The sequence below is a fragment of the Ochrobactrum chromiisoli genome, from assembly GCF_026241335.1.
Lineage (GTDB): Bacteria > Pseudomonadota > Alphaproteobacteria > Rhizobiales > Rhizobiaceae > Brucella > Brucella chromiisoli.
The window spans coordinates 381702-398003 of record NZ_JAPHAV010000001.1; the positions used below are offsets into that span (position 1 = coordinate 381702).

Sequence of the window (16302 nt, forward strand, 5' to 3'; positions counted from 1 at the left end):
AGAAACAAAGAGCATCGGCAGAGCATTTTCGAAATCTATTCTTCAGAGTGGTATTATTCTTATTTTCAGTATGTTAGGGTTGTAGAAACCGCTCATTTTATAACGCAACATTAATGTTCGGAAAGAATTGTGCGTTGCGATCTAAACGATTTGAATATCTCCACAGACTGTCGTCGCATTTTTGTCAAATGAGGACGACATTCAGGGAACCGAATACGGATATTGTCGTTTTTCTGCATTGAAATTCAATCTAATATCCATCCGCCGCATTTCACTCATTCCCTTCGGAAAGGCTGTTAAGGCACATGCCGGAATTGTCTTCTTCGCCGTCTCATTCGTCCATTGCCGATCATAAGACTTCGGATCAAATTCCGCCCGAACAACCTTCTCCGATACGTGCGCTTTACAAAAGCGAGGATGAACTGCGTGAGCTCGCAGCCTCCGTTGCACGTGGTGAAGAACTGGCATTACCCGGTTATCAGTCTTTTGAGTTCGATCAGCGCCTGTCTGAAAATGGCAAGCTTATCCTGCATGCCTATCGCTCGTCGGATGCGGCGTCTCGCGCTGGCGAAACCATCACGCCGGCGGCGCAATGGTTGCTCGATAATCATTATCAGATCGACAAGACGGTCCAGCAAACCCGCCGCGATCTCCCGCGCAAATTCATCCGGCAATTGCCACCCTATGCCGCCCGCGATGAAAAATTTAAGGACATGCCACGTATTTTTGCGCTGGCATGGCTCTATGTCGCGCATACCGACAGCAATTTCTCGCTCAAATCACTCACCGCGCTGGTTCAGGGTTTTCAGACGGTTGAGCCGCTCAAAATCGGTGAATTATGGGCGCTGCCATCCGCTGTTCGCTATTTTCTGATCGAGAATGCACGCCGGTTGGCGCTGCGTGTGGATCGTGCGCGCAATATGCGCAATCTTGCCAATACCGCAGCAGACCGTATCGTCGTTGCCGCCAATGGCGACGAGCTTGATACGGTTCTTGCACAATATGCGCAGGCGGCACGCGACAGTACCTTTGCCACCCATCTTCTCTATCGTCTGCGCGGCGCTTCCACCGATACATCGGCTGCGGCCAGCTGGCTTGAGCATATTCTTGAGCAGGAGGGCAGCAATCCAGAGGACGCCATCGTTGAAGAACATGCGCGCCAGTCGACCGGCGGCGTGACGATGGGCAATGCGATCAGCAGCCTGAAACGCATTGACGATATTGATTGGGAAACCTGGTTTGAAACCGTCAACGAGGTCGATGCGATCCTGCGCGACCACAGCGATTTCGAACTGCTCGATTTCCGCTCGCGCAATGCCTATCGCGTGACAATTGAAAAGCTCGCGCGCTTTTCAAATATGAGCGAAATCGACATCACCTGGGCGGCGCTCAAACTTGCAGAAGAAAGCAAGGCAAACGGACCAGAGGCAAACGGGCAGGAAGGCAGAGGTTCTATTGCCTATTACCTTTCGGGTGAAGGGCGTACAGAACTTGAAAAGGTCTGCGGCTACAAAGCACCCTTTGGCGTCAAAGCCCTGCGCTTTTATCGCAATCTTGGCCTTTTGGGCTTCTTTATCCCGACAGCCATTTTCACGATTTTGATTCTGCTGGGCGTCAATTACTGCATGAGCAGGGCCGGGCTTTCGGCTGATTGGCGCTTGCTGTTCACGCTTCTGGCACTTTTCCCGGCGATGGATGCGTCCTATTCGCTGTTCAATGCGCTGGTGCCGTGGTTTGTTCAGCCGACGCGTCTGATCGGTTTTGAATATAAGGAAGGGCTTCCCGTCGAGGCGCGCACGCTTGTTGCAGTCCCGACGCTGATCAATTCTCGCGATTCCATTGACGAGCAGATCCGTAACCTTGAAGTTCACTATCTTACCAATCCGCGTGGTGAAATCTATTTCGCACTGGTGAGTGACTGGGTTGATGCCAAGCAGGAAATTACACCTGCTGATATGGAAATTTACGAATATGCGCGCGATGAAATTGCCAAGCTCAATGAGCATTATACCGGCAATGAACAGCCGCGTTTCTTCTTGCTGCATCGCCGCCGTCTGTTTAACGAAAAGCAGAGCTGCTGGATGGGCTGGGAGCGCAAACGTGGCAAGTTGCATGAGCTGAACCTGCTTTTGCGCGGCGATCAGGATACGAGCTTCTTCCCACCTGATGAGCGCCTGCCGAAAGATGTCAAATTTGTCATGACGCTGGACGCGGATACACGGCTTACGCCTGAATCCGTGACCAATCTGGTTGGCAAGCTCAGCCATCCGCTCAACCGTCCCGTCTTTGATGAAAAGACCGGTAAGGTGGTTCGTGGTTATGGCATCCTGCAGCCACGCGTGACGCCATCTTTGACAACGGGTGATGAAGCCTCGTTCCTGCAACGTGTCTTCTCGGTCAATCGCGGCATCGATCCTTATGTCTTTGCAGTTTCTGATTCCTATCAGGATCTGCTGGGTGAAGGCAGCTTCACCGGTAAAGGCCTGTATGACATCGACGCTTTTGAAACCGCGTTGAAAGGCCGTGTGCCGGAAAACACGCTTCTCAGCCACGATCTGCTGGAAGGCGGCTATGCGCGTGCAGCACTCGTCAGCGATGTTGAAGTGGTTGAAGATTATCCGACCGGCTATAATGTCGACGTGTCGCGTCATCACCGATGGGCGCGTGGTGACTGGCAGCTTCTGCCATGGCTTTTCTCGACAAGCCGCGGCGTCAGCAACGTTACCCGCTGGAAGATGATCGACAATCTGCGCCGGTCGCTTAATCCTATCCTCTGGCTGATCGCTTCGGTTGTTGGGTGGAGCATTCTGCCGATTGGACCGGCTGCCGTCTGGCAGGCCTTCCTGATCGTCAGCATGTTTGTGGCGCCGACCTTTGGCATCATCACCAATCTCATTCCGTCCAATATGGACTATTCGCTCAAAGGCCACGCGCAGTCGGTTCTCACCGATATTGCTCTTGGTACTGCGGATGTGGCGCTTCGCACCACCTTCATTGCCCATTCCGCTTTCCTGATGGCCGATGCGATTGCACGCACGATCTATCGTTTGTTTGTCTCGCGCCGTGATCTTCTGGAGTGGCGCACGGCTGCACAGGCCAAGTCATCGCCTGATACGCTTTTGTTCTATTTCCAGCTGATGTGGCCAGCCATTGTCATCGCAGGGCTTGCAATTTTCTTTCCGCTCGCCGCGCAAAGCCATGCGGCAATGATCGCCGCGCCCTTTGCGGTGATCTGGTTTGCATCGCCGCTGATCGCATGGCTTGTGAGCCGTTCGGCCAAGCCGCAGGATACGCTGGAAGTTCTCTCTTCCGATAAGGCTGATCTGCGCCGCTATGCACGCCGCACATGGCGCTATTTTGCTGAGTTTGCCAACGAGGAAAACAACCATCTTCCGCCGGATAACTTTCAGGAAGACCCGGCTCCGATTGTCGCGCAGCGAACCTCGCCTACCAATATCGGCGTTTATCTTCTCTCGGTCATTGCCGCGCGTGACTTTGGCTGGATCGGCTTTGCCGAGACGATGAACCGCGTTGAAGCCACCGTCACGACGCTTGAGAAGATGGAGAAATATCAGGGCCATCTCTATAACTGGTATGAGACAAACACGCTGACGCCGATGCGTCCGCTTTATGTCTCCGCCGTGGATAGCGGCAATCTTGCCGGTCATCTTGTGACGCTTTCTTCGGCTTTGGAAGAATGGGCGGAAGCGCCTTCGGTTTATCTTCAGGCTGATCTCGACGGCATTATCGACGTCAATGATGTGCTTGAGGAAGCGATTGCAAAAATCCCGGATGATCGCCGGATTTTGCGCCCGCTGCGTCGTCGTCTGGAAGAGCGGATTGCCAATTTCCGCCGTGCGGTGCGCACCATCAAGGACGAGCCGGAAACAGCCTCCTTCCGCACCATCAATCTGTCGCTCTTTGCGACGGACATTGTGCGCCTGATGGAAGAGCTCGATAGTGAAATTGAAACGCCAGCAAGCGCTGAGGCAAAGGAATGGGCCAATATTCTGGTCGATACCTGCAAGGCGCATACGGATGATTCCGTTGGCGATCGCAACACAGATGAGCTGCGTGAGCGCCTGCGCGATCTCGCAGGGCGCTCGCGCCAGCTGGCATTCGATATGCAGTTTGGCTTCCTCGAACGCAAAGAACGCCGTTTGTTGTCGATCGGTTTCCGCGTTCAGGAAAACGAACTCGATGAAAGCTGTTACGATCTCCTGGCGTCCGAAGCCCGTCTTGCAAGCCTGTTTGCGATTGCAAAGGGCGATGTGCCTGTTGAACATTGGTTCAAGCTCGGTCGCCTTCTGGTGCCTGTTGGCTGGAAGGGCGCGCTGCTCTCCTGGTCAGGCTCGATGTTCGAATATCTGATGCCACCGCTGGTCATGTCCGAACCGCTTGGCTCCCTGTTGGATCAGACCAATAAGCTCGTTGTGCAGCGCCAGATTGATTATGCAACCTCGCGTGGTCTGCCATGGGGCATTTCGGAAGCGGCGTTCAATGCGCGGGATGCGCATATGAACTACCAGTATTCCAATTTTGGCGTGCCAAATCTGGGTCTCCAGCGTGGACTTTCGCGTAACGCCGTTATCGCGCCTTACGCAAGCTTGCTTGCATCGCAATATCAGCCAGCGGCTGCGGTTGCCAATCTGAAGCGTCTGGAAAAGCTTGGTGCACTGGGCCGTTATGGTTTCCACGATTCGGTGGATTTCACCCCGTCGCGTGTTCGCGAAGGTGAAACCTATGCGGTCGTAAAAAACTACTATGCCCACCACCACGGCATGGCCATTATCGCGGTCAACAATGTGATTTTCGAAGGCCGTATGCGGGAACGCTTCCATTCCGACCCAGTGATCGAAGCAGCAGAACTTCTGTTGCAGGAAAAAGCACCACGCGAAATTCCGATGATCTACGCAAAGACCGAAAATCCGATGCGTGTGGATTCGGGCGGCTTCGACGATGCGCCAATGCGCATCATCGACGTTCCTTTCAAGGCACCGCGCACAACGCATATGATGTCGAACGGCCAATATGCGCTGATGGTTACGGCCAACGGTTCCGGTTACAGCCGCTGGCACAATTGGGACATCACCCGTTTCCACGCCGATGCCTCGGAAGACTTGCAGGGCACATTCCTGTTCCTGCGTGACATGGAAAGCGGCTATTCATGGTCGGCAACCGGCGAGCCTGTGCGCAACCCGGATGAAGAAACCAAGACTGTCTTCACGGAAGACAAGGCTGAGTTCTACAAAACCGCAGGCGACATCAAGACGGTCATGGAAGTGATTGTCTCGTCTGAATCCGATGGTGAAGGCCGCAGGCTCGACATCATCAACACCTCTGCGCGCGATCGTATCATTGAGGTCACGTCTTATGCGGAACTGGTGCTGACCGACAGCGACAGCGATGCGGCGCATCCGGCCTTTGCCAAGATGTTTGTTGAAACCGAAATCGCTGATAACGGTTCGACCATCTACGCCAAGCGCCGTAAACGTGCGCCGTCCGACCCGGATATTCATGTCGCGCATTTTGTGACCGATCTTTCGGGCTCTATCCGCGAAACGGAAGTCGAAACCGATCGCCGTGCCTTTATCGGTCGGGGCCGTTCGCTGCGTGATGCGGCAGCCTTCGATGAAGGTGCAAAGTTTACGGGAAGTCAGGGCTGCGTGCTTGATCCGATTGCATCGGTGCGCACACGTGTCCGCGTTCCGGCACATAAAAAGGTCAGCCTTGTTTTCTGGACCTTTGCGGGTGGAAGCCGCGATGCGGTTGAACATGCGGTGGCAACGCATCGCCATCCAGAAACCTTTGCGCGGGAATATTCACTCTCATGGACAAGCTCGCAGGTTCAGCTTTATCATATCGGTATCAAGCCTGCGGAAGCTGCTGACTATCAGAAGGTTGCCGCCTATCTGCTTTATCCGGAGCGCAATCTGCGTCAGCCGCCGGAAACCATTGCAGCCGGACTTGGCAAGCAATCCAACCTCTGGCCGATGTCGATTTCGGGTGACTATCCGATCTTTGCCCTGCGCATCGACAACGAGGTTGATCTTGATGTGTTGCGCGGCGTGCTGCGTGCACAGGAATACTGGCGCAGCAAGGGCCTTATCGTTGATGTGGTTGCGGTCAATGAACGCGCCTTCTCCTATGCGCAGGATACGCAACGTGCGATTGACTGGATCGTGGAAGGCTTCCGCGCACGCGGTGGCGGTCTGCCGCATATCTTTGCGGTGCGGCGCGATCAGATGAGCGAGGAAAGCTATAATACACTTCTGGCTTCTGCGCGTATCGTCATGCATGCGCAGAACGGTCCGCTTGCCGAGCAGTTGCGTCGCAGTGAGGAAATCACTGTCGATTTGGCTGCACGCAGTGATGCCAAAACACCGGCCACTGCACAGCAGGGGCTTGGTTCTGCGGGGCTTGGGCCGATTGCGCTTGAACGCGGCTCAGAAGAGCGTCGTCTGGTTGCAAAGCCGAAACCAGTCACTCTGCCGGCTCCATCAGGCGATGATCTCGAGTTCTGGAATGGCTATGGCGGCTTTGCGCAGGACGGCAGCTATGTTGTGCGCATCAACAACCGCACGACCACGCCGCATCCGTGGATCAACGTGATCGCCAATCCGAATTTCGGCTTCCATGTCTCGGCAGAGGGGTCGGCTTTCACATGGGCAGGCAACAGTCGCGATTATCAGCTCACCCCATGGGCGAATGATCCGGTCACCAACCGTCCGGGCGAGGCAATCTATATTCTCGACCGTGAAACGGGCCGCAGCTTTGCTCCAACGGCCAATGTGCTGCGCGACGAGGCGGTCACCTATGAAGCGCGCCACAGCCATGGTTACAGCACTTTTGCCGCTCAGCATGGCGAACTGGCACTCGAACTGACCCATATTGTCGATGCTGAAAAGCCTGTCCGGCTTTCGCGTCTGACGATCACCAATAAGGGCCGTTCCAAGCGTAAGCTGCGCGCTTATGGCTATGCTGAATGGGTGCTGGGCAATGCCCGCTCCAAGAATGTGCCGTTCATCGTTCCATCGCAGGATGAAGAACTGGGCGCACTCTTCGCAGGCAATCCTTATCACCCGGACAAGTCCGGTCAGGTGGCCTTCTTTGCGGCGAGCGAAAAGCCGCAAACGGTAACGGCTGACCGTGGCGAATTCATCGGCACGACCGGATCGGTGGATCGCCCTGAAATCGTGCTTGCAGGCAAGCCGCTTTCCAACACGGTTGAAGCCGGGCGCGATCCTTGTGCAGCGCTTGCCATCGATATTGAAGTCAATTCGGGTGAAAGCCGTGAAATTGTCTTCCTGCTCGGCAATGCTGCCGATCAGATGCAGGCAAAAGCGCTTGTCGAACAAAGCCGCAAGGCTTCGTTTGACGACAAGCTTGAGGGCGCGCGCAGATATTGGGAAGGTCTGTTCGACCGCGTACAGGTCAAGACACCGGATCCAGCATTCGACCTGCTGATCAATGGCTGGTTGCCCTATCAGGCGATTGCCTGCCGTATCTGGGCCCGCGCTGCCTTTTATCAGGCCAGCGGCGCGTTTGGCTTCCGTGATCAGTTGCAGGATACGCTCTCACTTCTGCTGATCGATCCGTCGCTGGCACGTGCGCAGATCCTCAATGCCGCTTCGCGTCAGTTCCCGGAAGGCGATGTTCAGCATTGGTGGCTGCCTGCAACCGGTGCGGGTGTCCGCACGCTGATCTCGGATGATGTGGTCTGGCTCGGCTATGGCACGTCGCTTTACGTCCAAACAACGGGCGATGATGCGATTCTTGATGAAAAGCTGGCCTTCCTTGAGGGACACAAGCTGGAAGAGGGCGAACATGATGCTTTCTTTGAGCCGGAAATCTCGGATCAGACAGCAAGTCTTTACGAGCATTGTGCGCTGGCGCTTGATCTGGCGATCAAACGCACCGGCAAGCATGGCTTGCCGCTGATGCTGGGCGGCGACTGGAACGACGGCATGAACCTTGTCGGCGTGAAGGGCGAGGGCGAGAGTGTGTGGCTCGGCTGGTTCCTTGCCTATACGCTGAAGCAGTTCATCCCGATTGCCCAGTCGCGCAATGATATGCGCGCAACAGCGTGGGCGAACCATCTTGAAAGCCTGACCAAAGCGCTTGATCGCGATGGCTGGGATGGTGAATGGTATCGTCGTGGCTTTTTCGACAATGGCGCGCCGCTTGGCTCAAAAGACAGCGATGAATGCCAGATTGATGCCATTGCACAGTCGTGGAGCGTGTTGTCGGGCGTTGCCGATCCAAAGCGGTCCGAGCAGGCCATGGCTTCGCTTGAGAAATATCTGCTCGATGATCAGGGCGAATTGCTGCGTCTCTTCACGCCGCCTTTTGACAAGACGGTGCAGGAGCCGGGTTACATCAAGGGCTATCCTCCGGGCGTTCGTGAGAATGGCGGTCAGTATACCCATGGTGCAACATGGGCCATTCTGGCGCTCGCCCGCATGGGCAAGGCCGCTGAGGCATGGCGTTTGTTCTCGCTCATCAGCCCGGTCAATCATGGTCGCAACCCGGATGTTTATCGCGTTGAGCCATATGTGATTGCAGCCGATATCTATTCGGTTGAGCCGCGGCGCGGACAGGGTGGCTGGACCTGGTATACGGGGTCTGCCGGCTGGTTCTACCGCGTTGCGACTGAGGGTATTCTTGGCGTTACCAAACGCGGCAATCGCTTGCATCTTGATCCGGCCTTGCCGCCGGAATGGGAGGGCTATGAAGCAGAACTTCGTTTCGGCGAAGCGCTCTATCGCGTGAAGGTGATCGCCGGTGCCAAGGACAAGGTGATCAGGCTCAATGGCCGCAAGGTCGGCAAACCAGATGAAGGCGTGCCGATCAAGACGGATGGTGAACATGAAATCATCGTAGAGCTTCCCAAATCTGAATGAAGCATTTAAAAAGGCAGGTGAAAACCTGCCTTTCTTTTTGCTGCCAAGCATTTGGTTTGGCTGAAGCACATGCTCATGCAATGGAGGCCGTCATGGCCAAAACCGATATCGCGCGGCGCGTCTATAATCACGCATGGAAGCTTGATCCGATTGTCCGCAGCCTGTTGGATACGGACTTTTACAAACTTCTGATGTTGCAGATGATCTGGGGGCTTTACCCCAAAGTGGATGCGACCTTTGCACTTATCAACCGCACGACAACCGTGCGCCTTGCTGATGAGATTGACGAAGGTGAGTTGCGCGCACAGCTTGATCACGCCCGCACGCTGCGCTTCACCAAGAAGGAAATGATCTGGCTGGCGGGTAACAGCTTTTATGGTCGAAAGCAGATTTTCCAGCCGGAGTTTCTCAACTGGCTGCATGATTTCCAGCTGCCGGAATATGATCTGCGCCGCAAAGACGGCCAGTATGAGCTGCATTTCCATGGTCCATGGTCGCACACCACCATGTGGGAAATTCCCGCACTTGCCATCATCAATGAATTACGCTCGCGCGCTGCGATGAAAAACCTCGGGCCTTTCTCGCTTGATGTGCTCTATGCTCGCGCCAAAGCCAAGATGTGGAGCAAGGTCGAGCGGTTGCGCGAACTGCCAGACTTGAAGATTTCCGATTTTGGTACGCGTCGCCGTCATTCGTTTCTGTGGCAGCGCTGGTGCGTTGAAGCACTCAAAGAAGGTATCGGCAGCGCCTTTACCGGCACCAGCAATGTGTTGCTGGCAATGGATACTGATCTTGAAGCGCTTGGCACCAATGCGCATGAATTGCCAATGGTGCTGGCAGCGCTGGCCAATACGGATGAAGAACTGCGCAGTGCGCCTTATCGCGTGTTGCAAGACTGGAACCGCTATTATGGTGGCAATCTTCTTATCGTTCTGCCGGATGCTTTTGGCACGGCTGCTTTCCTGCGCAATGCGCCGGACTGGGTTGCGGATTGGACAGGCTTCCGCCCAGACAGCGCACCGCCCATTGAAGGCGGCGAACGTATCATTGAATGGTGGAAGTCACGCGGCAAAGACCCACGCGAAAAGCTGCTGATTTTCTCGGATGCGCTCGATGTCGATACAATTGAGGAAACCTATCGCCATTTTGAAGGCCGCGTTCGCATGAGCTTCGGCTGGGGCACCAACCTCACCAATGATTTTGCCGGATGCGCACCGACAACGATCCATGGTCTCAAGGCGATATCGCTCGTTTGTAAGGTGATTGATGCCAATGGACGCCCGGCGGTCAAACTTTCCGACAACCCACAGAAAGCAACCGGCGATCCGAAGGAAGTCGAGCGCTATTTGAAATTCTTCGGCAATGAGGAACGTGTAGAGCAGCTCGTCAGAGTGTGACGAGCTGCGGTTTGTCTATTCCATCAATCGGGCCGTGCCGGAAAGGCGGATAGATTCGCCCCTCACGTGGCCGATTTCTGCGCGCAGATGTGAGGGCACGCCCATATCCTCGCCCTGGATGACTTCAATAGCGCCGCCATGCGGCCAGCCCAGATCACGCAGATAAGCGGCAAAGGCCGCAGTCGATGCACCTGTCGCCGGGTCTTCATACACGCCGCCAGACGCAAAAGGATTGCGGCTGTGGAAGCGCTGTGGTGTTTCCGAATGCACCAGAAGGATCGTGGTCCAGCCCTGCCGGTTCATCAGTACCCGCCCACGCGGAAGGTCATAATGCATGGCGGCAAGCTTCTCGCGTGAGCGCAATGCCAATACGATATGATCAGCGCCTGCATGGATGAGTGCTGGCGGGATGCCCGGTGCGAGATCGTCCTTTTCATAGTTGAACAGCGCGAGCGCCTGCTCAATTTCGATCTCAGAGGCCGCACGGTTTCGCGTAGATGGCGATTGAAGGCTTGCAGAGAACAGATCGCCCTCCTTGCGGCCTTCTACCTTTATTGTCGTATTGTTGAGCATAAGCGTAAAAGCACCATCGCCTTCACGCATGGCCAGCGCTGCACCGAGTGCAATTGTGGCATGGCCACAAAAAGGGACTTCCATTTCCGGCGCAAAATAGCGCACACGAAAGCCTCCGGCTTCCGGCATGGCGAAAGCCGTTTCCGAAAAGCCTACATTGTGAGCGATTGTCTGCATGTCTTGAGCAGAGGGAAGTTTTTCAGAAATCAGCACACCGGCAGGATTGCCGCCCTGATTACCTTGCGAGAAGGCGGCTATACGCAAGACGTTCAATGACATGTCCTTTGCCTATCTTCGATTCTCTCCCGCCCCCCTCTTATAGAAGGCGCGCGATGCGTCGGGTCAAGGGAGCAATTATGCTCAATCGCGCATTTCTGTTGCCCATGGAGGATTGGCGCCTGCACGCGAAACGGTTACCGCGGCTGCACGAACGCCCAGCGCTATGGCGGAGTGAATCTGGTCTTCGTCCAGCTGGGCGAGGGCATGTTTGTTAAGCAGTCCCTGACTATGCAGGCTTGCGAGGATACCGGCATTGACCGTGTCGCCCGCGCCAACCGTATCCACCACATCGACTTTAACGCCGGGAACACGGATGGTCGCGTTTACGCTATAGGCATCGGCACCATGCGCACCTTTGGTAATCACGATGAGCTTAGGCCCGAGCGTGAGCCATCGGGCGGCAATCTCGTCATGACTGCCCTTTTCACCGAACCATTCGAGGTCTTCGTCGGATAGTTTCACAATATCGGCAAGGGCGATCATGCGCTTCATGCGCGCCAGATGCTTTTCGCGGTCAGTGATAAAGCTCGTACGAATATTCGGATCGAGAAAAATGACGCGCTTGGATGCTTCGCGCGTCATCAGTGCTTCATAGACACGCCCGCATGGCTCTGAAATCAGGCTGATACAGCCAAACAGCAGTGCATCAATTCTATCATCGATCTCCGGGATGTCGTTTTCCGAAAGCATCCGCAGCGCTGTGTTTTCATCGTAAAATGCATAGCGTGCCTGCCCGTCAACGAGCCGCACAAAGGCCAGTGTTGTCGGACGGTCAGAGACTGCCGAGAAGGAGTAATCGACATTGGAGCGCGCAAGCGCGTCGCGCAAAACCTCGCCGAAAAAATCTGACGAAAGACCGCAGAAAAATCCGGTCGGAACGTTAAGCCGCCCAAGTGCGATTGATGTGTTGAACACCGAACCACCGGCCAAAGGCATGAAGGCCGTTTCTCCCTCTGCCGTCTGGCGAGGGAGCATGTCGATCAGGGCTTCACCGCAGCATAGGATCATAGAATTCGTCTTTCAATTATACGTGCTGGCCACCATTGATGTGAATTTCTGCACCCGTGACATAGGATGAGGCTTCCGAGCACAGATAATAGATTGTTTCGGCCACTTCTGATGTTTTTCCAAGCCGCCGCATCGGCAATTGCTCGACGAGCTTTTCCGTACCCGGCGAAAGAATCGCCGTATCGATTTCGCCCGGCGCAATGGCGTTCACGCGGATACCATGGGGACCGAAATCGGAGGCCATTTCGCGGGTCAGTGCTGCAAGCGCTGCTTTGGATGTTGCATAGGCAGTGCCTGCAAACGGATGCACGCGGCTACCTGCAATGGAGGTCACATTGACCACAGAACCCTGCGCTGCTTCCAGTTCTTTGAACAGCCCGCGTGCGAGCATGATCGGGGCCATGAAATTCACCTGAAACACATCACGCCACGCGGCCATTGGCGTTTCAATCGAGTTCAGGCGGCGACCGCCTTCGGCTTTGGGCGAAATGCCGGCATTGTTGACGAGCGCGTGCAACTTGCTGCCATTGGCTTCCAGTCTGCGCCGGATTTCAGAAATGGCTTTGCCAATATCTTCCTGATCGGCAAGATCAACTTTGATATGATCTTCCGGACCCGCGGGCCAAGGACAGTTTTCTGAAAAATCCTGTCGCGAACAGGTGATGACGCGCCAGCCGGCGCGGGAAAAACGTTTGACCGTCGCATGCCCTATGCCGCGGCTGGCGCCTGTCAGAACAAGCGTTTTGCGTTCCGCGGCAACATCGGGACGGGACGTATCGGTTGGGGAAATTGTAGACATGGCAACCTCACTCTCAATCTTTGAATAGACTAAGCCGCTCAGGATTTCGAGTGGATTCAACCGATCAGGCCGTTGGATGCTTCACTTGACCGCGATAAGGGCCGGTTGGCGACCGGCCCTGAACGAATTTTATCGTGAATTGCCCATGATAATATCGAGAAGCGTGGTTGAATCACGCGGTTTCTGTTGTCCGCCGACGCTGGCAGGCGGCATTGGCTGAGCGTTATGATCCATACCCGTTGCGGTACCGGCCGGATAATCGGCTGTCGTGCCCTGCTGGATCGTGTTGCGCGCAGGCGAATCGGGTGCCGGTGGCCAATAGCCATCATCGTCATTGCCTGCCATAGGCGGATTGCCATAGCCGCCCTGCGGTGTCATGCCGGGTTCATAAGGCAGGTTCGGATCAATGCCATCGCTGCCGCCGGGAACCACGTTCTGAATATCGTAATGACCGGGCAATTCTGCGATGGGCACGCCCTTATGGGCTTCCTTCATAAAGGCTTTCCAGGCGGCCACCGGAAGCGTGGAGCCGAACACCCGCTTCATGCCCTTGCCGTCATCATTGCCAAACCACACACCTGTGGTGAGATTGGCGGTATAACCGATAAACCACGCGTCACGGAAATTCTGGCTGGTGCCGGTCTTACCTGCTGCTGGCCAGCCGAAGGCCGCGCGCTTGGCAGTTCCGTCCTCCACTGTCTTGCGCAGCATAGCATTCATCATGCCGACATTGCGCTCATCAATCACGCGCGGACCAATACCGTCTTGCCTCTGATAGAGAACCTTGCCCTGTGCATCTGTGACTTTGGTGATGAAATAAACAGGCGCACGATAACCGCCATTGGCAAAAGGCACATAGGCGTCGGTCAGTTCCAGAAGCGATACTTCCGAGGTGCCCAGTGCCAGCGAGGCATTGGGCTCAAGCTTTGACTGAACGCCAAGGCGGTGTGCGGTGTCGATCACGGTCTGCGGGCCGACCTCCATCACCAGCTGCGCTGAGACGGAATTGAGCGAATGGGAGAGGGCGGTGGCAAGCGTGACTTCGCCCATATATTTCCCGTTATCGTTGCTGGGCGTCCAGTTGCCAATCCGCACCGGCGCATCATTGCGCACTGAATCCGGTGTGCGGCCCTGTTCGAGTGCGGAGAGATAAACGAATGGCTTGAAGGATGAGGCAGGCTGGCGCTTGGCATCGGTCACGCGGTCAAACTGGCTGGCGGCATAATCATACCCCCCCACCAAGGCACGCACAGCACCCGTACCATCAATGGAAACGAGCGCCCCTTGGCTCACATTCATCTTCTTTCCGTTTTCGGAAATCTGATCCTTGATTGCTTCTTCACCGATATGCTGGAGGTTAAGATCGATGGTTGTCTCAACCGTGATATCGCTTTTGGTGTCGCCGATCAGCTCTGGCAATTCTGCCACGACCCTGTCTGCAACGTAATTTTCCGAGCCTTGCCAATAGGATGCAGCGCGTGTGGGCGGTTCGCTTTCGGCAATTGCCACCTGACGATCATCGATCATGCCTTCTTCACGCATGGCACCAAGCACCAGCCTGGCACGTGCTGCGGCAGCTTCCGGGTCCCGCGCAGGCGAAAGCCGCGATGGCGCTTTGAGAAGCCCGGCCAGCGTTGCAGCTTCCATAAGGTTCACGTCTTTGGCGGATTTGTTGAAATAGCGGCGCGATGCCGCATCCACACCATAAGCACCCGAGCCGAGATAGACGCGGTTGAGATACATCTCCAGAATCTGGTCTTTGGTATATTTGTGCTCAAGCCAGAGGGCGAGCATCACTTCCTGAACTTTGCGCTCCAGCGTGCGATCCGGTGACAGGAACAGGTTTTTAGCAAGCTGCTGTGTGAGCGTTGAGCCACCCTGTACGGCGCGACCTGATATGATGTTGGTTATGACGGCACGTGCAAGACCAATCGGATCAATACCGAAATGCGACATGAAGCGGCGATCTTCGATTGCCATGACGGCTTGCGGTATAAATGGTGACATTTCGTGCAAGCCCACAGCCTGTCCGCCGGTGGTGCCGCGATTGGCAATCAGATTGCCTTGAACATCGACAATGCGCACGTTTGGTGGCCTGTCGGGAATTGCCCAGTCGGTTGTTGGTGGCATTTTGGCTGCGAAATAGACAAGCATGCCGGCAAAGGCAATGCCGCCCCAGAGGCCGAGCACCAGACACCAGTAAACAGCGCGGCGGACAAAACCAAAAAAACCACCGCGTTTTTTTTTGGCGCGGCGCGCACCGCGTGTTTCACGATCTTTCGACGGTTTGGCTTTACGTTGGGGCCGGGCCATGCGTTCCTCTTCGTCGACGCGAAATACGTCCTCTTCCTGTTCCGGCTTTTTACCGAAAGAAGGTTCGATCCGCCCGTTTCTGCCGTCTCGCGATGCCATGTCTGTTTAGATCCGCCCCGTATTCTTATCGTCTGCCGTCATCATAACCGGCTTAAATGATCAAACCCTGCACATAGGAAGGGCGTTTATCGCCTGAAGGGTAAATGCGGCAGTTTAAAGGGGTGTAAATTGGCAATTAACAAAAAAGCCTAAGATTAAGCACAAAATGAGAAGGCCCCGCAATGCGGGGCCTTCAAAGCAGTCTATCTGATCAGATCAGATTAGAACTTGTATGCAACGCCGAGACGAACTTCGTTGGTCTTGAACTTGTCGCGGACCGAGGCAACACCATCGGTGCCAAAGTCGAAGTTCTTGCGACCGTAATCGGTGTAACGGTATTCAAGGCGAACGATGACGTTGTCGGTTGCAGCATAGTCAACGCCTGCACCAGCAGTCCAGCCGGTAAGGGTCTTGCTCTGCTCAACGCTACCAGCAAGCTCATCAGTCGAAACACTTACCGTGTTCTTGACCTGACCGAATGCTACACCACCAGCGATGTAAGGCAGGAAGCGATCAACTGCGTAACCGGCACGTGCACGAACGGCACCCGACCAGCGCAGCTTGCTTTCAAGAGATGCAGAATCCGTACCATCGGTAATCGAATAGCTGTCCTTGAGGTTGTTGTAGGTTACGTCACCGTCGATACCCAGAACAACGCTGTTGCCGAGGTCGAAGTTGTAACCTGCATAAAGACCACCGAGGAAGCCATCTGGCTTGATGTTAAGCGCACCGGCTTCGCCAAACTGGCTGAAGCGCGACTTGCCCCAACCGTAGCCAATCTGACCACCGAGGTAAGCACCGTTCCATGTGAACGTTGGAGCAACAACAACCGGAGCTGGCTCTTCGTAAACGATAGCGTCTGCAGCTTTTGCGCCAGTTGCAGCAACGAGAGCAACGGTCGACGCGAGAAGAAGGGTCTTGAGCTTCATAA

The 16302-nt window shown here is 55.2% G+C and carries 7 protein-coding genes; 2 read left to right on the forward strand and 5 right to left on the reverse strand.

Annotation, left to right across the window (positions count from 1 at the left end; translation table 11 throughout):
• The first annotated feature begins 305 nt into the window (after positions 1-305).
• Positions 306-8903: a GH36-type glycosyl hydrolase domain-containing protein gene (locus tag OPR82_RS01880; RefSeq protein WP_265982684.1), complete on the forward strand. Its 8598-nt coding sequence runs from the start codon at positions 306-308 to the stop codon at positions 8901-8903.
• Between the two features lie 92 nt (positions 8904-8995).
• Entirely contained in the window at positions 8996-10300 is a 1305-nt protein-coding gene (gene pncB, locus OPR82_RS01885; RefSeq protein WP_265982685.1) for a nicotinate phosphoribosyltransferase, read from the forward strand.
• Positions 10301-10315: 15 nt separating this feature from the next.
• Here the strand turns inward: pncB and OPR82_RS01890 are convergent, their stop codons facing one another.
• The 5 genes from OPR82_RS01890 to OPR82_RS01910 all read right to left on the reverse strand — a co-directional run bounded on the left by OPR82_RS01890 (position 10316) and on the right by OPR82_RS01910 (position 16300).
• Positions 10316-11146, reverse strand: coding sequence for a PhzF family phenazine biosynthesis protein (locus OPR82_RS01890; protein WP_265983819.1), 831 nt, complete (start codon positions 11144-11146; stop codon positions 10316-10318).
• 87 nt (positions 11147-11233) lie between these two features.
• Entirely contained in the window at positions 11234-12160 is a 927-nt protein-coding gene (locus OPR82_RS01895; protein WP_265982686.1) for a carbohydrate kinase family protein, read from the reverse strand.
• A gap of 16 nt (positions 12161-12176) precedes the next feature.
• Complete coding sequence (locus OPR82_RS01900; RefSeq protein WP_265982687.1) at positions 12177-12959, reverse strand: SDR family NAD(P)-dependent oxidoreductase; 783 nt, start codon at positions 12957-12959, stop codon at positions 12177-12179.
• 129 nt (positions 12960-13088) lie between these two features.
• Positions 13089-15371, reverse strand: coding sequence for a transglycosylase domain-containing protein (locus OPR82_RS01905; RefSeq protein WP_265982688.1), 2283 nt, complete (start codon positions 15369-15371; stop codon positions 13089-13091).
• A 221-nt stretch (positions 15372-15592) separates the two neighbouring features.
• Positions 15593-16300, reverse strand: coding sequence for an outer membrane protein (locus OPR82_RS01910; protein WP_265982689.1), 708 nt, complete (start codon positions 16298-16300; stop codon positions 15593-15595).
• Positions 16301-16302: the final 2 nt, after the last annotated feature.